Genomic DNA, 17,593 nt, shown 5'->3' on the forward strand with positions numbered 1-17,593 from the left:
CGCGCTCACCCGGCGCTTCCGGGGCTGGAGTGCCACAGCTTGCGTCCGCCCAGACCGTCTCCGCCGGCGGGCCGGAGGTCCGACCAGGGGTTCATTTCGACGCCGTCGGCGACCCGGAGGGTCCGGCCGCGCCCGCTCGTCACCCCGCCGTCCGGCTCCGCATCGCCCGCACCCGCGCCCGCGCCCGCGCCCGCGCCACCCGAGCCCGCACCCGCGCCAGCCGCACCGGCACTGACACCCGCACCACCCGCACCGGGCCGTCCGGCCAGCCGTGCCGCCACCGCGTCGAGCCCGCCCGTGCGCCGCAGCTCCGCAAGCTCCGCCAGGTCCCACGCGGCCGAGCCCGCCACGCTGAGCGAACGCGGCCCTCGGCGCTGGACCTTCCCCCGGACGAGGAGCAGTCCGCTGTGGAAGACCGTGTGCGCGCTGCCGGCCTGGCTGTCGGCGAAGAAGGCCAGGTCGACCAGGCCCGTGGCGTCGTCGAGGGTGACGAAGACGATCCGCTGCGGCTCCCGCGCGGCCGTCTCGCCGTACGGTCCGGAGGCGGCGCGGCGCAGGATCGGCGGGGTCTGGGTGGCCACCTTGGCGCCCGCGACCAGGACGGTCCGGCCGTGTTCGGCCGTGCGCAGCCGCCGGGCGGGGACCACGCCGAGTTCGCGCAGGAACTCGGCGTGGTCGCCCATGAGATGGCGGGAGGCGTCCATGCCGAGGATGCCGAGTTCGGCGCTGAGCCGTTCGGCCCCGTCGAGGTCGGGCAGGCCGACGGGGGCGGTCCGCCGTCCTTCGGCGAGCGGCAGCCGGCCGCCGTGGGCGGCGTCCTTGTGCCGGGCGTGGTGGAGTTCGGCGAGGTGGAGCAGCAGGTCGCGGCGGTTGGTGCCGAAGGCGTCGAGCGCGCCGACCCGGGCGAGGCGTTCGGCGACCGGGCGGCGCGGGCGGGCCCGTTCCCAGAAGTCGAGCAGCGAGTCGTAGGGTGCGCCGGTCTCGATCCGGGCGCTCTCGGCCTCGCCGATGCCGTGGACGTCGGCAAGGCCGAGCCGCAGCCCCCACACCGCGTCCGCCGCACCCGTCCTCCCGGACACCAGTTCGATTCGATGGGCGACCGCCGACCGGTTCACGTCCACCGGCAGCACGGGCACCCCGCGCCGCCGGGCGTCCGCGAGCAGCAGCCGCTTCGGGTACATGCCGGGGTCGTGGGTGAGCAGCCCCGCGTAGAAGGCGGCCGGGTGGTGTGCCTTGAGCCAGGCCGACTGGTACGTCGGTACGGCGAAGGCCACCGCGTGCGCCTTGCAGAACCCGTACGAGCCGAACGCCTCGACGATCCCCCAGGTGCGGGCGACGACCTCGGGCGCGTAGCCGCGGCGCCCGGCGCGCTCGGCGAACCACGCCTTGATCCGGCCCCGCGCCCCGGGGTCCGAGAGCCCTCGGCGCACCTGGTCGGCCTCGTCGCGGCCGCAGCCGGTCATGACGCTCACGATCTCGATGATCTGCTCGTGGAAGACGACGACCCCGTACGTCTCCTTCAGCGCGTCCTCCAAGTCGGGGTGCGGGCAGCGGACCGGCGCGCGGCCGTGGCGGGCCTCGATGAACGGGCGGACCATGTCGGCGGCGACCGGGCCCGGCCGGAAGAGCGAGATGTCGACGACCAGGTCGTGGAAGTCGGCCGGCTGGAGCCGGCCCACCAGGTCGCGCTGGCCGGGCGACTCGATCTGGAAGCAGCCCAGGGTCTCGGCGGAGCGGATCAGTTCGTACGTGGCGCCGTCGCCGGGCGGGATCGCGTCGATGTCCGGCCGGGCGCCGGTGACCCGGCCGACCTCGGCGACGGCGTGCGCCATCGCCGACTGCATCCGCACCCCGAGCACGTCGAGCTTGAGCAGTCCGAGGTCCTCCACGTCCTCCTTGTCGAACAGGGACATGGGCAGCCCCTCGCCGCTGGTGGGGACGACGGGGGTACGGGTGAGCAGCGAGGCGTCCGAGAGCAGCACGCCGCACGGGTGCATGGCGGTGCCCCGGGGCAGCGCGTCGAGGGCCTCGACCAGTTCCCAGAACCGCTCCCCCGGCCGGCCCCGGCCCGCGAGCTCGGCCTGGAGCCCGCGCAGTTCGGGCAGCTCGGCGAGGGCGGCGCGGGCGTCCCGGGCGCGGATGTGCGGGAACGCCTTGGCGATCCGGTCGGTCTCGGCCGGGTCCATGGACAGGGCGGCGCCCACGTCCCGGACGGCGTGCCGGACCCGGTAGGTCTCGGGCATGGCGACGGTGGCGACCCGTTCGGCGCCGAAGCGGCCGAGGATCGCGCGGTAGACCTCGAGCCGGCGGGCGGACTCCACGTCGATGTCGATGTCGGGCAGGACGGTGCGGCGCTTGGACAGGAAACGTTCCATCAGCAGGCCGTGCGCGACCGGGTCGGCGTGCGCGATGCCGAGGAGGTGATTGACGAGGGAGCCGGCGCCGGAGCCCCGGGCGGCCACCCGGATGCCCATCCCCCGGACGTCGTCCACGACCCGGGCGACCGTCAGGAAGTAGCTGGCGAATCCGTGGTGGGCGATGATGTCCAGCTCGTGGTGCATCCGGTCCCAGTAGACGCGCCGGTCGGGGCCCCGGTCGTACCCCTTCAGGAGCAGACCGGCGGCGGCCCGGGAGGCGAGCACCCGCTGGGCGGTCCGGTGCGCGGCGCCGACCAGGTACGGCTCGGGGAAGTGCGCGGAGCCCATGCCGAGGTCGTCCTCGGGGTCGACCCGGCAGGCCGCGGCGACCTCCTCGGTCCGTTCCAGCAGCCGGTACGCGGCGTCCCGCCGGAATCCGGCGGCCTCGGCGATCCGCTCGGCGGCCTCCCGCATGGCGCCGGGTTCCTTGAGCCATGCCTCGCCGCTGTCGAGCCCGGCGCGCGGGTCGACGGGGACGAGCCGGCGGGCGGCGTCGAGGACGTCGGCGACAGGGCCCTGGCCGGGGTCGGCGTAGCGCACCCCGTTGCCGAGCACGGGCCGTACGCCCTGCTCGGCGGCGAAGCCGACCGTACGGGCGGCCAGCCGCAGCGAGCCGGGGCCGGTGCCGGCCAGGCCGTGGTGGACGGCCTCCAGACACAGGGCGTCCCCGTACCGCTCGCGCCAGGGAGCGAGCAGCCGCGCGGCCCGGTCGGGGCGGCCGGCGGCGAGGGCGCGGCCGATGTCGGAGCCGGGGCCCAGCAGGACGAAGAGGCCGTCGCCGGTGTGGGCGGACCAGGGCAGTACGGGCGGACCGTCGCCGGCCCGGGCGTGGGCGGCGGTGACCCGGGCACAGAGCCCGGCCCAGCCGGCCCGGGAGCGGGCGAGGAAGACGGCCCGGGGCGCGGACTCGTCCACGAACGCTCCGCCGCGCACCGGCGCGCGGCGGGCGGAGGTCTCCCGCCGGGCGCGGACGGACGCGCCGGAGGCTCCGGGGGCGCTGAGGTCGGGAAATGCGCCGGAGGCTCCGGAGGCTCCGAGGTCGGGGAATGCGCCGGAGGCTCCGGGAGCAGGGGGCGCGCCGGGGGTACGGGAGGGTGAGCCGGGGGTACGGGAGGGCGCGCCGTCCGGGTGCGGTGCGGCGGGCTCGTACGCGAGGTCGGCGCCGAACAGCGGGCGGATGCCCGCCGTCGCGCACGCCTTCGCGAAGCGGACCACGCCCGCGACGGTGTCGCGGTCGGTGAGGGCGAGGGCGTCCATGCCGCGCTCGGCGGCGCGCTCGGCCAGCCGGGCGGGGTGCGAGGCGCCGTAGCGCACGGAGTAGCCCGACGCGGTGTGCAGATGCGTGAATCCCGGCATATGCCGCACCACCTTTCACGCCCCACTCGAATTCGTACACACGTTCCCACCCCCTTTTTCTCACCTTAACCCATCTTCGAACGTCCGTACGATTATCGAGGTGGGCGCCCCTCCGAGCCTGCGAGTCACCCGTTCGACCCAGCCCGACCTGCGGAAACGATCACCCTCCCCGAGCCTGGGGGGATGAGTTTCGTCGACGAACTGAAGAGCGCCGTCACACCGAGAGCAGCCCTGCTGGTCGTCGGGGTCTTCGCCCTCCAGATGCTGTTCATCGCTTCCTACGTGGGCGCCCTGCACCACCCGAAGCCGAAGGACGTCCCCTTCGGGGTGGTGGCACCCGCACAGGCCTCGGCCCCCCTGGTGACCCGGCTGGAGCGACTGCCCGGCGGGCCGCTCGACCCGCGCGCCGTCGCCGACGAGGCCGAGGCCCACAAACAGATCCTGAACCGGGACATCTACGGGGCCCTGATCGCCGACCCGGCCGGCCGCACCGACACCCTGCTCGTCGCCTCCGGCGGCGGCAAGGCGCTCTCCGTCACCCTGGAGGCGACCTTCCGGGGCGTGGCGGCGGCCGAGCACCGCGCGCTGCGGACCGTCGACGTGGCCCCGGCCTCCCCTCAGGACTTCAACGGACTCTCCGCCTTCTACCTGGTCATCGGCTGGTGCGTCGGCGGCTACATCTGCGCCGCGATCCTGGCGATCAGCGCCGGCGCGCGCCCCGCCAACGCGGAGCGGGCGGTCATCCGGCTCGGCGCGCTCGCGCTCTACGCGATCCTCGGCGGGCTCGGCGGCGCGCTCATCGTCGGCCCGATCCTGGGCGCCCTGCCGGGCAGCATCGCCGCCCTGTGGGGGCTGGGCGCGCTGGTGGTCTTCGCGGTCGGCGCGACCACCCTCGCCCTGCAATCGCTGTTCGGGATCGTCGGCATCGGCCTGGCGATCCTCCTCATCGTGGTCGCGGGCAACCCGAGCGCGGGCGGCGCCTTCCCGCTGCCGATGCTGCCACCGTTCTGGCAGCTCATCGGCCCGGCCCTGCCACCGGGGGCGGGCACTTGGGCGGCCCGCTCGATCGCGTACTTCAGGGGCAACGACATGCTCGGCTCGATGCTGGTGCTCTCCGCCTGGGCCGTCGTCGGCGCCGCGATCACCGTGATGATGTCCGCGCTCAAACAGTCGGTGCCGGCCGCGGCGGCCCCGGCCGACGGCGCCCGCGCGTGACCGCGTAGCCGCGTGGCCCGGAGCCCGTAACCCGGCGCGAACACCCACCGGCCCACCGGCCCACAAGACGACAGGCCCCGGCGGACCCCCTCGAAGGAGGTCCGCCGGGGCCTGTTCAAGAGACCTCGCGAAGGGTGGAGCAGGTGGATCAGAACACGTTCACGCCGTACGCGCTCAGCGCCTTCGTCACCGGCTGGAAGAACGTCGTGCCGCCCGAGGTGCAGTTGCCGCTGCCGCCCGAGGTGAGACCGATGGCGAGGCTGCCCGAGTAGAGCGGGCCGCCGGAGTCGCCGGGCTCGGCGCAGACGTTGGTCTGGATCAGGCCGTAGACGATGTCGCCGCCGCCGTAGTTCACGGTCGCGTTGAGGCCGGTGACCGTGCCGCCGTGGATGCCGGTGGTGGAACCGCGACGGGTGACGGACATGCCGACGCTCGCGTTGCCGGCGCCGGTGATGTCGACGCTGCCGACCGTGCCGGACTTGGTCACCGAGCTGTTGGTGTAGCGCACGAGGCCGTAGTCGTTGGTGGGGAAGCTCGACCCGGCGGTGGTGCCGAGTGTGGTGGCGTGCGCGGAGTCGGCCCACCAGGTGCCCGCGCCGTCGGTGCAGTGACCGGCGGTGAGGAAGTAGTAGTTGCCCGCGCTGTCCTTGACGTTGAAGCCCAGCGAGCAGCGCCAGCTGCTGGCGTAGATGGCGTCGCCGCCGGAGATCAGCTTGTTGAACACGCCCTCGGTGCGCTCGATGCGCAGCGCGCCCGCGTTGGCGCCGGCCCGGTCCTTGATCTTGGCGAGGTCCGCCTGCGAGACCGTGGAGTCGGCGGTCACGACCACCGTCTTCGTCGCCGGGTCGACCCGCCAGGCGGTACCGGCCACGTCGGCGCCGAGCACCGCGTCGTCGACGGCGTCGAGCTGCGCGGCGCTGAAGGTTCCGGTGGGGGTGGCGCTCGCGGCGGGGACCGCGATGGCCGCGGCGGCGGCGAGACCGGCCGCGACGGCGAGCAGACGGACGGTCCGCGTGGGGGTGGTGCGCGTGATCCTCACTTCTCGTTCCTCCAGAGGGGAATCGGGGGTCCGCAGTGGGGTGTCGGACCCGTGAGGCGCGGCCCGGAGGGCCGGCGCTGTGGGGGAGGTCTCGGGCCGTACGAGAAGGGCGCCCCCAAGGACGCCTCGGGCCGCACGGCCGTCGACCGTCGTACGCGGTACGGGAGTCGGGACACGACACCGTGGGGGTGACGTGTTCCTGACAGGTCACACCCCGGGATAGTGGCCCGGAAAACCGGAGCGCACAAGACCGCCCGCACGGCCCGTCCACCCGCGGGGAAAGACCCGACCGGGCGGCCCGCACCCCTTCCCCCGGGTCCGACACACCTGCGAACCCGGGCTCCGGAGCGCGTTCCGGAGGGGCTGCGGGAGCCACCCGGAACAGGAGGCGCTCAGCTCTCCCGCACCCGCCGCTCGCCCGCCGCCACCGCCGTGTCCAGGGTGTTGCCCGGCGGCGGGAAAGGGCAGATGAAGTGGGATGCGAACGCGCACGGCGGCAGCAGCGCCCGGTTGAAGTCCACGGTCACCGAACCGTCCGCCGCCGGCGCGGCCGGCCGCAGGAACCGGAACCGGTAGCTGTCCCGTCCACTGGTGGCGTCCGCGAAGACCGCCCACAGCGTGCCGTCGCCCTCGACGGCCACCTGAAGACGGTGCTCGGCACCGTGCAGATCGAAGACCAGCTCCCCGGCGAGCCCGAGCCCGCGCTCCTTGCCGTCGGCGTTCTCCACCCGGACATGACGGTCCTCGGGGTACGGCCGGTACACCCCGGGCCGCACCCAGCTCTCGTCGTACGGCGTCGCCTCGATGCCCCGGAACGCGCGCCGCCCCGCCGAGTCCGGGTCGAAGTCCCGTACCGCCCACTCCCCCTCACGGCGCATCACCACGAGCCGCCGCCCGCCCGACGCCACCCGGGACTCGTGGACCGGGGCGTGATCGGCGGTCAGCCGCACCGGACCGGTCAGGGGCGCGCCGTCGACCATGAGCGCGCCCTCGGCCCCGGTGCCCCCGGCCCCGGCGCCCTCCCCGGTGGCCACGGTCCCGGAGTCCGGGGTGAGCACCACCTCGTCGCCGTCCGCCCGCCAGTCGCCCGGCACGGACGGGATCCGCCCGTCCGGGAAGTCCGAGAGCCAGTACGTGCCGGTCAGCGAGAGCGGCCCGTACGACGAGGCGACCGCCGCCGTGCGCTGCTCGTGCCAGTGCTGCCAGTCCTGCCGTCCCTGGGACGCATCCGTGCTCATGGTGGGTCACCTTTCCACACACCTGTTCCCGCTTCGGCGGAGGCCGGGCGGATCACCCCCGGCCACTCCGTCAAAAGCCCCGGCGCGGGCGAGCGGGGCGCTTGTACGGTGGCGCGATGATCGAGACGGAACGACTGATCCTGCGTCCCCTGCGGTCCGACGACACCGACGCGTTCGTCGCCCTCCACGCCGATGAACGGGTGAACCGTTTCGTCGGCGCCTACACCCACGCGCAGGCGCGTGAGCGGCTGGCCGCGATCGAGCGCCAGTGGGCCGAACGCGGCCACGGCCTGTGCGCCGTCGAACTGCGCTCCACCGGCGAGTTCCTGGGCCGCTGCGGGCTGAACTTCTGGGAGCGGTTCGACGAGGTGGAGATCGGCTGGACGCTGCGGGCCGAGGCATGGGGGCACGGTTACGCGACGGAGGCGGCCCGGGCCTGCGTGGAGTGGGGGTTCCGGACGCTGGACGCCGCGTACGCGCCGTATCTCACCGCCATGATCCGACCCGGGAACACGCCCTCGGTGCGGGTGGCCGAGCGGCTCGGTTTCACCCCGCTGCGCGAGGACGAGCTGTTCGGCAACCCGGTCACGGTGTACGCCCTGCGGCGCCCTGCCCCCGAAGCACCGGCGCCGGCGCCGGGGGCCTGACGGTCCGTCCCCGCGTCAGCAGTCGCAGCCGCACCCGTCACAGCCGTCGCAGCAACAGCCGTCGCCACAGCAGCCGCAGTCCGAGCAGTTGCCACAACAGTCACAGCAATCGCAGCAGTCACCGCAGTCGGCGTTCGCGCACAGCCCCTCGCGGCGCTGCCGGCTCCACGGATCCTCGTACGTACCGCAGCACATCTGGCAGGTGCAGGCCAGACCGAGCCAGACGGCACACCCGGCCAGCAGACCGCGGCCGCGGTTCGGCGGCTGGGGCGGCAGCGGCCCGCCGGGGCCCCCGGGGCCGCCCGGGCCCGGGTCGTACGGTCCGCCCGGCCCACCCGGACCGGCGGGACCGCCGGGACCGGGGACGGCGTACGGATTCCCGGGCACGGGCCCCGGCCCCTGGGGCGCGTACGGGTTGCCCGGCAGCGGCCCGGACCCGGTGACCCCGGGCCCCGGCGCGCCGTGCGAACAGGTCGTCGTCCGGAAGGCCCGGTCGATGGAGTTGCGCAGCTCGTGGGCGAGCAGCACATGGGCCAGGCGTCCCTCGGCGAACTCCGCGTCCTTCAGGGCCAGCCGGATGCCGTGCAGCGCGTCGTCGGCGAGCCTGCGGGCCTCCTCGCGGGAGGTCCCGGTCGCGGTGAGCGGGTTCCAGGAGCCGGCGGCGGCGTCGGCGTCCTGGTCCTCGACGGCGTCCAGGAGGTGGGCCAGGCGCCCGAAGAGCCGGCCGGCCTCGGCGAGGGGCTCGGCGTTGCCGGGGCGGCCGGCGAGGACGGCGGTGTGCGCGAAGGCGGCGGCGGTGGCGGTCTCCGTCGGTTCGGTGACGACCAGGAGCGAGGTGCCCGGGCCCGCCAGCGCCTCGATCCCGGCCTGCCGGTCGACCGCGTCGACCAGTACGGCGGTGTCGAAGCCGACCTCCCGCCCGGTGCGGGCGCCGGCCCGGTCCCAGGAGCGGGCCACCCGGCGGGCGGCCGAGGCCACCGGGCGGCGGGCCAGCAGCCCGTCCCGGTCGGCGACGTGGTCCCGTATCTTCGCCGACGCCAGCACCAGGGACACGGCGGCGGCGAGCCGCGCGCCCTCGCCCCGGGCCACCGGCGCGGTCTTCATCTGGCGCAGCGGACAGGGGCCGGCCGTCCGCCGCCCGGCGCCGGTCCGGCCGGTCTGGGCCTCCGTCAGCACCGAGACGATCAGGCCGTCGTAATTGGTGACGACCCGGGCGAACTGCCCGTGATCGGCGCGGAGCGCCAGACAGAGTCCGCAGAGATGGGCCATCCACTCCGTCTTCAGTCCCTCGGTGAGACGGTGCGTGCAGGGCCTGACTATTCCGAACAAGTGACTCCCCCGTGAGCGTGCGCGCGAGATCCGCGCGGCGGCGTCCGGCATCGTATCGGGGACTTTCGGTCACCCGAACGCCCGTGTCGTCACCCTTACGGCCCGACTTTCATCATTTGAGTTGCATGGTCTCGGCCAACCCCCTGTCAGGCCCCGCATACCGCAAAATAACTGACGAAACGCCAGAAGCAGGGCTTGTCGTTGTGCACCAGTACCGTCACGAATCCCCTGCGCGCCGACTATCCACTTGGCGCACGATCCGCATCATGGACGACGATAGGGATTGCGGAACCACGAGTGACCGCGCTGAAAGGAGGCGTCCATGGGATCGGTGCGCAAGGCCAGTGCCTGGCTGGGGCTCGTCGAGGACCACGACGAGCGTTACTACGACGACGAGTACGCCGACGGTGCCGAGAGCAACAACGACGCCTGGGTCACAGACCCGCGCGTCCAGGTCGCGTCCGACACGGCGCAGGACCGGGGCCGTCGGATCGCGACCATCTCGCCCGACGGATTCCGGGACGCCCGGGGCATCGGCGAGCTCTTCCGGGCCGGCGTACCGGTCATCGTCAATCTGACCGCCATGGAGCCCGACGACGCCAAGCGGGTCGTCGACTTCACCGCCGGCCTCACCTTCGGCCTGCGGGGCTCGATCGAACGCGTCGCGACCCGGGTCTTCCTGCTGACCCCCGCCGACACGCAGATCGTCAGCGGCGAGACCATCGGCCGCGGCCAGGGCGGCTTCTTCAACCAGAGCTAGCCTTCACGGCGCGGCTTTTCTCCCCCTGGCTCCGCCGGGGGACCCCATGGACCTCATGGGGTCCCCGCGATCGGCGCGGAACCACCCCTGCTCCCCGACTTCTCGACTTCCCGGCCTCGCCGTGGAGGCCGTGTCAGCGCCCCGGGCGCACCCCGGCAGCCGGTTCGACGGGGGTACGGCCGGCCGGGATGGGCAGCGGGCCCGCGGCCGGCGCTTCCAGGCCGGTCCGCTGATCCGAACCCGGACCCGAACCTGGACCCGAATCCGGACCCGAGCCCGGGACCGTGTCCGGCTCCCCGGCCTCGACCGGCGGGCACTCCATCACGCGCGGCAGCCGGAGCGCCATCAGCGCCCCGAGCAGCAACAGCCCCGCGCTCACCACCAGCGTCACGTGCAGACCGTGCACGAAGGCATGCCGGGCCGCCCCGTGCAGGGTCTCCCCCGCCGTACCGCCGAGCCGGGCGGCGACCTGGTAGGCCTCCCCGAGCGAGTTCGCGGCGGCCCGCGCGGCGGAGTCCGGGACCCCGTTCAGTCCGGTGACACCGGGCGCGTACGCCGCGTTCATGACGCTGCCGAGCAGCGCGATGCCCATGCCCGCGCCGAGCTGGTACGACGTCTCGCCGATCGCCGCCGCCCCGCCCGCGCTCTCCGGCGGGGCCTCGCTCAGCATCGACTCGTACGCCGAGAAGAGCGTGGTCTGGAGTCCGAACCCCAGCAGGACGAAGCCGGCGGTGAGCAGCACCGGCCGGTCGTCCTGGCCCATCAGTACGAGCAGCAGCACCGCGCCGGCGGTCAGGACGAAGCCCCAGCCGACCATCCGGCGCGGGCCGAGCCGGCGCAGGGTGTACGAGCCGGTCGCACCGGCGGCCATCGCGGCGAAGGTCAGCGGGAGCAGCCGCAGGCCCGTCGCCAGCGGGCTGAGGCCGAGGACGAGCTGGAGGTACTGGACGGCGATCAGCTCCAGGCCGACCAGCGCCAGCATGGCGAGCACGATGCAGCCGACCGAGGTGGTGAAGGCCGCCCGGCCGAAGAGCCGCATGTCGATCAGCGGGTGGGCGCGCCGCTTCTGCCGCCGGACGAAGAGCACCAGGAGCGCGGCGCCGGCCAGCAGCGGGCCGGCGGTCGGCAGCTCGAACAGGGCGTCGCCCGCGCCGAGCCGTTTGACGCCGAGGACCGCGCCGAGCACACCGGCCGCCGCCATCAGCGCGCCGAGGACGTCCCAGGGTCCGTCGGAGCCGCCCCGCGACTCGGGCAGCAGCAGCCGGCCGACGGGCAGGATCAGCGCCATCAGCGGGATGTTGATCAGGAAGACCGAGCCCCACCAGTAGTGCTCGACGAGGAAGCCGCCGAGGACCGGTCCGGCGGCGGCGCCGACGGCGGCTACCGCCGTCCAGATGCCGATGGCCGTGGCCCGCTCGCGCCGGTCGGGGAAGACGGCGCGGAGCAGCGAGAGCGTGGCGGGCATGATCATGGCGCCGCCGACGCCGAGGAGCGCGCGGGCGGCTATGAGCACCGCGGGGACGGTGGCGAGCGCGGCGATCGCCGAGGCGATGCCGAACAGCGCGTAGCCGAGGAGCAGCACCCTCCTCCGGCCGATCCGGTCGCCGAGGGTGCCGAAGAGGATCAGCAGCGAGGCGCAGATCAGCGGGTAGGCGTCGACGATCCACAGCAGGGCGGTGGAGCTGGGCCGCAGGTCCTCGGTGAGGGAGGGCACGGCGACGTGCAGCACGGTCGAGTCGAGCGCGACGAGCAGCAGGCTCACACAGAGGACGAGGAGGACCACCCAGCGGTTGGTGCCGGGGCCGGCGACGCGCCCGCCGGAAGCACCGCGCCCGGATCCGCCGGACCCACCAGACCCGCCGGAGCCACCGGACCCGCCGGACCCAGCCGGTTCGCCGGGTCCCTTCGGTCCGTCCGCTTCACCGGGTCCGCCGGCTCCCTGTCCGGCGGTACGCCCGGTCCCCGGCCCGCTCTCGTGCCCGGTGCCACCGCCGGTGCCGCGGCCGAGGGGACTCGTCCGACGCTTTCCGGCCGTGATCGTCCGCGCCATGCATGTACCTCCCAGTGAAGCCCTCGCGCTCGGCGGGCACCGTCCGGGAACCGTGGGACCCCCGGGGCGGCCCGGCATCGACGGGCGAGTGAGCCGTCAGCGTACGCGAGTTCAACCTCCGAGCGCGTGGCCAGGGTCTCACCCCGGCCGGGCGCGGGTGTGGCGTACGCCACTCGGGCCGCCCGGCACCCCTTCACCAAATTCCGCGCGGTCTCCCGATCCGTGAATTCATCGACCCGTCAAACAGACTTACGGAAATCATGCATCCCGCAAATGGGTGCAAGGTCATCGGATTTTCGGACGGCAGGCGGGAAGTGACCCCCACGCGAGAGGGACTCCACATCACATCGTCATCACGAAGACCCCGGAACGACCAAGGTCGCCACTCACTCCCTGTAACGTCGATTGGGTGCGTACCGACATCTTTGCCCGGCTGGACCGGGAGCCGGAACCGCCGAAGATAGAGGTCCCGCGGATGACCTGGACGCGTCTCGCCCTCTTCGGCGGGACGTCGGCGTTCTATCTGGTCATCGTCGTCGCCGTCATGCTGTCGACCTGGCTGGTGACCCTCGACTGGAAGATCATGCTCTTCCGGCCCTACCAGCAGTGGCCGGAGCTGCACGCCTTCCTCGACTACTACGTCGTCCTCGGCCAGCGCGGCCCGACGGCCGTCATGGTGGCGGCCTGGCTGGGCTGGCGCTCCTGGCGCCAGCACACCCTGCGCCCGCTGCTCTCCCTCGGCGCCGCCCTGCTCCTGCTCAACGTCACGGTCGGAGCGGTCAAACTCGGACTCGGCCGGGCCGGTCCCCACTACGCGACCCAGGTCGGCTCCGCCGAGCTGTTCGCGGGCGGCGACATATTCCCGTCCGGGCACACCGCGAACGCGGTCGTGACCTGGGGCATCCTGGCCTATCTGGCGACCACCCCGAGAGCCCGGCGGTATCTCTCCGCCCTGTCGGCCGTGGTCGCGCTCGGGGTCGGTCTGACCACCGTCTACCTCGGTACGCACTGGCTGAGCGACGTCCTGCTCGGCTGGGCCGCCGGACTGGTCATCCTGCTCGCGCTGCCCTGGTGCGAGCCGGTGATCGCGGTCGTCGAGGCGCGGATCCTGGACCTGCGCGACCGGCTGCGCGAGCAGCTGCGGTCCCGTCGCGGCCTGGTGCCCTCGCTGCCCGTGGCGACCGGGAGGCCGGTGCCCGGCCTGTTCCCGCCGCGCCCGGCGGCGGACGGGGAGCCAGTACGCACGCCCGCCACTGCCGCGCCAGCCGGTGGCGGACGCGGCACGGCCGCCGCCCGCGGTGCGGGCCTGCCCGGCTCGCAGCTGGCCGCCCAGCGGGCCCATCACCCCGCCGCGCACCCGGCCCACTCCGCCCATCACGCGGTGCGTTCGGAGCGCGGCCCGTCCGGCCCGGCCGGCAGCCGCCGTCCGCCGCACTCGCGGCCGGCGACGGGCGGCTGAGCCCGCGCGGACGAACGTAATGAGGGGAGGGCCCCGGCCGGTCGGCCGGGGCCCTCCCCTCATTCGCGCCCGGGCCGGATCCGGACCGGGACACGTCCGGCGGACCGGGGCCGACCGGACCGGGATCCACCGGCCCGGCCTGCCGGATTCCCCGGCCGCTCAGCCGCGCCAGGCGCGGGTGACGACGCCGTCCTTCGCCTCGAAGTCGATCCGGCCCTCCATGTACTCCATGGTGACGACCGCGCCCGGCGGCAGGATCCGGACGATGCTCCAGCCGCGGATCCTGGCGAGCCGCTCGGCCTCCTCGACGGGCAGTCCCACATACGTTTCGGGTGCGTGTTCGAGTGTCATACAGATCACGTTAGTCCCTTGCCGGTCACGCTTGTGTCACAGCTTCCCGACATATGTTTGACATGGCCGCGCTCTTCATCGAGTACGTCCGCGAGGTCGGATTCCGGCCGTTTACCCGGAAATTCAGGTGCCGGGAAAAACCTGCCCCCGAATTCCTTTCGCACGCTCCCGGCGGCGAATTCCACGCCCCTCGCCGTGCCGCATTCACAAGATCACCACAGTTCCCCCATGGAGCGCTCAACGGAAGCGCCGGACCAGCGCCCCCACCTTGGACTTCGCCGTGTAGACCAGATCGAGAACGGTGCCCCCGGCACGGTGCAGCGTGGCCTTGGCCGGAGCGTGGGCGCGCGGGCGGGAACCGCTCGCGGCGGCGAGCCCGGCCCAGATCTCCTCGTGCCGGACCGCCGTACGCGCCGGGTCGAAACGCTCTGAGGCGACCAGGGCCGCCTTCGCCGCCCGCGCGCGGGCCTCGTCGTCGTTGATCAGGGCGAGCAGCGCGGCCGACACCGCCGCCGTGTCGTCGACCGGGACGAGCCGGCCGTCGACGCCGTCCTCGATGATCTCCGCCGGGCCGTACGGGCAGTCCGTGGAGACCACCGGCAGCCCGCAGCGCATCGCCTCGACGATGGTCATGCCGAAGGACTCGCGCCGCGAGGTGACGGCGGCCAGCGAGCCCTTGGCCCACTCCGGCTCCATCGGGTGCGCGGTCCCCATGAGGTGGACGTGCTCGCCGAGGCCGAGCCGTTCGATCTGCCGGGCCAGGGTCTTCTTCAGATTGTCGGAGGCGTCGCCGGTGCCGTAGATCCGCAGCCGCCAGTCGGGGCGGGCGGCGGCCACCGCGGCGAAGGCGTCGATCAGCAGGTCGTACCGCTTGACCGGGGTGAGCCGGCCGGCCGCGACGACGATCTTCGCGGCGGGGTCGGCGGGCGGCACGCGCGGCGCGGGCACACTGTTGGGCACCGCCTCGATCCGTACGCCGGGCAGCCCGAGCGCCCGGTAGGAGCGGGCGTCGGCCTCGGTGACGGTGGTCACGGCGTCGAGCAGCGCGTACTCGTGGCCGATGTCGCGCCGCAGCCGGTAGCTGTGCCCGTCGAGGATCAGGTGTTCCTGTCCGATGAGCACCGGGCCGCGCGGGGCCTGCCGGGCGAGCTGCACATTGAGCCCGGGACGGGTGGCGACGACCACGTCGGCCTCGACGGAGGCGAGATGGGCGCCGATCCGGGCGTCGGTGAGGGCGCTGTACTGCTTCCAGCGGCCGTCGCCGCGCGGGAAGACCCGGGCGGGACGGTGGAAGTCGGGGTGCTCCCCGTCGTAATCCGGGCTGTTCTTCCGGATGTCGACGAGATGACGCAGGGTCACCCCGTCGGGAACCCCGAGAAGCGGCTTGTCGCGATGGCGGAACACCGAGACGATCTCGACCTCGTGGCGGGCCGCCAGCTCGGCGGCGAGCGTGAAGGTCGCCCGGATCGTGCCACCGATGTGGTAGCCGTTGTGGAGCAGGAAAGAAACACGCATGGACGAGCCGGTCCCCCTGGGTGAACGTGTGTGGTCCCGGCGACTGTAGCCGGGCCCCGCCGTCATTCCCCGCCCGTCACCGGAGAGTTGGCGGCGCGGCGGTACCGGCGAGGGCGGGCCGCACCCGCCCGGAGCCGTCCCGGACCGCCCGGATCACGCCCCGAACAACTTGGCGGCTTCCCGCCGTGACCCCGGCCGAGCCTTCCCCGTTGAACTCGTCATGAGACGCCCGGGAGCCGCCCTGGCGTCGCCACGCGAAGAGTCCAGGGAGCCCCCCGTGCCGCGCATGCTCGACGTCAGCGAGGACGTACGCGCCGAGATCGGCGACGAAGAAGCCGACCGGCTGCTCGCCGGCGAGAACGCCCCGGGCAGCTACGACTGCACCTCCTGCCGTACGCCCGGCGACTCCGAGCGCGAGCGGACCAGCACCGTGCTGTTCGTCGGCGAGGAGACGGCCGTGCTCGCCTTCGCGCACGCCGGCTGTATCCAGTCCCAGGTGGTCCGGGTCGCCGAGGAACAGCTCCAGGGCGCGGTCGCCTCGATCACGGCCGCCGACGCCGCCGAGTCGCTCGCCGTCGAGCACCCCCGGCAGGCCGTCCTCGGGGTCACCAGCGGGCTGGTGCTGATCGGGGGCGAGCTGCACCCGGCGCTCGTCGTCGAGCCCACCGCCCCGGTCGCCCGCCCCGGCACGAACGGCACGACGGACGAGTTCCTGACGCTGCTCGTCGAACAGGGCTTCCAGCCCGTCACCGACGTCAACACCAGGCCCGCGCCGCTGCCCGGCTGGTCGGTCCTGGTCGCGATGGGGCGGCTGCACTCGGTCCTGCAGCCCGGTATGAGCGGCACGGGCCAGGTCGCCTGGTGGCAGGCGCACCAGCCGCTCCAGGTCACCGAGGGCTGGCGGACGGCGGCGAACAAGTCGCACACCGTGCTGGTGTTCGCGGCGCCGGTGGGCGCCATCGGCCAGCAGCCGCGCGAGGACCTGCTGCGCGACGCCCTGGAGAAGGCCGCCGCCAACGGCTGCCTGGTGGCCGCGGCGATGCCGCTGGCCGGCACATGAGCGAGCCGCCCGTGCCGGCCGCCGGCGGGCCCTGGAACGAGGGGCCCGCACCACGCGCGGACGGACACGGGTACGAGGACGGCCGGTACGGGAACGGTCGGTACGGAGACGGTCGGTACGGGGACGGCGCGCGGCCTTGGCGGGCCGCTCCGCCCGATCCTTCCGGGCGCCCCCCTGCCGATTCCCCGTCCCCGGGGCACCCTCATTCCGAGCGCCGCCCGCATCCCCCGGACGCCGGGGTCGTTGGCAGATATGTGCACACATACGACCCGTTTCCGCAGCCGTACCCGAATCCGGGCCTCGCCCCCATCCCCGGCATGCGCCCCGCCCGCGACGGCGCACCAGGGTTCCCGGCGTTCTCGGCGACCCCGATCTTCGACGCCCTGATCGCCGAGTTCCGCCGCGCCTTCCGCACCCTGCCGGGCGACCGCAGCGGCGAGGAGGAGCTGCTCTTCCGCTCCTTCGGCACGGGCCGGGGCCAGGGCCCGGGCGCCATGCCGCCCGCCGGTCCGAGGCCGGGCGGCGCCCCGGGCGTCCCGGGGGCGACGGCCATGGGCACGGGTCCTGGGGCGATGCCCCGGGCGGGCACCGGGACCGGGCGCGGCTGGTCGGCGTACGCGCTGCCGCCGGGCACCGGGGCCGGGGGCTGAGCCGTACCGCCGCTCCCCGTACCCCGCCGTACCCGTACGGCTTGGAGACCGGCGGAGTACGGCCGAGGGCCGGGGTGTCGTGACGACGCCCCGGCCCTCGGCCGTACCCGGGGGACCGCCTCACGCGGTCCCCGGATGACTACTTCTTCTTGCCGCGCCTTTCACCAACCCGCTCTGGGGCCTGCGGTGTTCTCCTCGCGCAAGCCTCTGACCTGCGGTTGAGCGGTTGTCATTGGTGAACGTTGGTGGGCCCCGGGAGTCCTTTGACGGCCCAGGGACGGCCCCGCTCGGTCAGGGAGGGATAGAAGGACCACCCTTCGGGCGGACGCTCTTTCGGGCGCCTACGGCATGCGCCTCCTCCCCCTGTCGGCGCCTGCGGGCACACCGGCGAAGCCGTCTCCCGGCCGGCGCCGTGAACAGTAAAGGAGGTTTTCACCCCCATTTTTTCCTAAGTAGGAAGACGCTGCGTCACCTGCGTCACCACAGGTCCAAAAACGACCTCTGACC

The 17,593-nt window shown here is 73.9% G+C and carries 13 protein-coding genes; 6 read left to right on the forward strand and 7 right to left on the reverse strand.

Going from position 1 to position 17,593, the window contains the following annotated elements; genetic code table 11:
- Positions 1 to 5: 5 nt before the first annotated feature.
- The gene (gene dnaE / locus ABZ990_RS09770; RefSeq protein WP_361227960.1) at positions 6 to 3,773 is read right to left on the reverse strand and encodes a DNA polymerase III subunit alpha; all 3,768 of its coding nucleotides are present in this window, start codon (positions 3,771 to 3,773) and stop codon (positions 6 to 8) included.
- Between the two features lie 183 nt (positions 3,774 to 3,956).
- Here dnaE and ABZ990_RS09775 point away from each other — a divergent pair, with 183 nt between their 5' ends.
- The gene (locus ABZ990_RS09775; protein ID WP_361227963.1) at positions 3,957 to 4,988 is read left to right on the forward strand and encodes a DUF3533 domain-containing protein; all 1,032 of its coding nucleotides are present in this window, start codon (positions 3,957 to 3,959) and stop codon (positions 4,986 to 4,988) included.
- A gap of 148 nt (positions 4,989 to 5,136) precedes the next feature.
- Here ABZ990_RS09775 and ABZ990_RS09780 read toward each other — a convergent pair whose 3' ends face one another.
- Positions 5,137 to 6,027, reverse strand: coding sequence for a S1 family peptidase (locus tag ABZ990_RS09780; protein ID WP_361227966.1), 891 nt, complete (start codon positions 6,025 to 6,027; stop codon positions 5,137 to 5,139).
- Between the two features lie 392 nt (positions 6,028 to 6,419).
- Positions 6,420 to 7,265, reverse strand: a complete 846-nt coding sequence (locus ABZ990_RS09785) for a DUF1684 domain-containing protein (RefSeq protein WP_361227969.1) — start codon at positions 7,263 to 7,265, stop codon at positions 6,420 to 6,422.
- 116 nt (positions 7,266 to 7,381) lie between these two features.
- Between ABZ990_RS09785 and ABZ990_RS09790 the strand changes: the two genes are divergently transcribed.
- Positions 7,382 to 7,912 carry a GNAT family N-acetyltransferase gene (locus ABZ990_RS09790; RefSeq protein WP_361227972.1) on the forward strand — a complete coding sequence of 177 codons (531 nt, stop codon included), beginning with the start codon at positions 7,382 to 7,384 and terminating at the stop codon, positions 7,910 to 7,912.
- Positions 7,913 to 7,927: 15 nt separating this feature from the next.
- On the opposite strand, the gene ABZ990_RS09795 is transcribed toward ABZ990_RS09790, so the two are convergent.
- The gene (locus ABZ990_RS09795; protein ID WP_361227974.1) at positions 7,928 to 9,241 is read right to left on the reverse strand and encodes a DUF5685 family protein; all 1,314 of its coding nucleotides are present in this window, start codon (positions 9,239 to 9,241) and stop codon (positions 7,928 to 7,930) included.
- Positions 9,242 to 9,563: 322 nt separating this feature from the next.
- Here ABZ990_RS09795 and ABZ990_RS09800 point away from each other — a divergent pair, with 322 nt between their 5' ends.
- Positions 9,564 to 10,001: a cell division protein SepF gene (locus ABZ990_RS09800; RefSeq protein ID WP_361227977.1), complete on the forward strand. Its 438-nt coding sequence runs from the start codon at positions 9,564 to 9,566 to the stop codon at positions 9,999 to 10,001.
- Positions 10,002 to 10,134: 133 nt separating this feature from the next.
- Here the strand turns inward: ABZ990_RS09800 and ABZ990_RS09805 are convergent, their stop codons facing one another.
- Positions 10,135 to 11,784: an MFS transporter gene (locus tag ABZ990_RS09805; protein WP_361227980.1), complete on the reverse strand. Its 1,650-nt coding sequence runs from the start codon at positions 11,782 to 11,784 to the stop codon at positions 10,135 to 10,137.
- Positions 11,785 to 12,460: 676 nt separating this feature from the next.
- On the opposite strand from ABZ990_RS09805, the gene ABZ990_RS09810 reads away from it, so the two are divergent.
- Positions 12,461 to 13,510 carry a phosphatase PAP2 family protein gene (locus tag ABZ990_RS09810; protein ID WP_361227984.1) on the forward strand — a complete coding sequence of 350 codons (1,050 nt, stop codon included), beginning with the start codon at positions 12,461 to 12,463 and terminating at the stop codon, positions 13,508 to 13,510.
- A gap of 159 nt (positions 13,511 to 13,669) precedes the next feature.
- Here the strand turns inward: ABZ990_RS09810 and ABZ990_RS09815 are convergent, their stop codons facing one another.
- Complete coding sequence (locus tag ABZ990_RS09815; RefSeq protein WP_361227987.1) at positions 13,670 to 13,861, reverse strand: I78 family peptidase inhibitor; 192 nt, start codon at positions 13,859 to 13,861, stop codon at positions 13,670 to 13,672.
- 237 nt (positions 13,862 to 14,098) lie between these two features.
- Positions 14,099 to 15,376 carry a glycosyltransferase gene (locus ABZ990_RS09820; protein WP_361227990.1) on the reverse strand — a complete coding sequence of 426 codons (1,278 nt, stop codon included), beginning with the start codon at positions 15,374 to 15,376 and terminating at the stop codon, positions 14,099 to 14,101.
- A gap of 277 nt (positions 15,377 to 15,653) precedes the next feature.
- Here ABZ990_RS09820 and ABZ990_RS09825 point away from each other — a divergent pair, with 277 nt between their 5' ends.
- Together ABZ990_RS09825 and ABZ990_RS09830 are read left to right on the forward strand one after the other, a co-directional pair.
- On the forward strand, positions 15,654 to 16,436 hold the full coding sequence (locus ABZ990_RS09825; RefSeq protein ID WP_361227993.1) for a hypothetical protein: 783 nt from the start codon (positions 15,654 to 15,656) through the stop codon (positions 16,434 to 16,436).
- Between the two features lie 317 nt (positions 16,437 to 16,753).
- The gene (locus ABZ990_RS09830; protein WP_361227996.1) at positions 16,754 to 17,086 is read left to right on the forward strand and encodes a hypothetical protein; all 333 of its coding nucleotides are present in this window, start codon (positions 16,754 to 16,756) and stop codon (positions 17,084 to 17,086) included.
- The last annotated feature ends 507 nt before the right edge of the window (positions 17,087 to 17,593 follow it).

The sequence above is a fragment of the Streptomyces sp. NPDC046203 genome (assembly GCF_040646255.1).
In the GTDB taxonomy this organism is placed as follows: domain Bacteria; phylum Actinomycetota; class Actinomycetes; order Streptomycetales; family Streptomycetaceae; genus Streptomyces.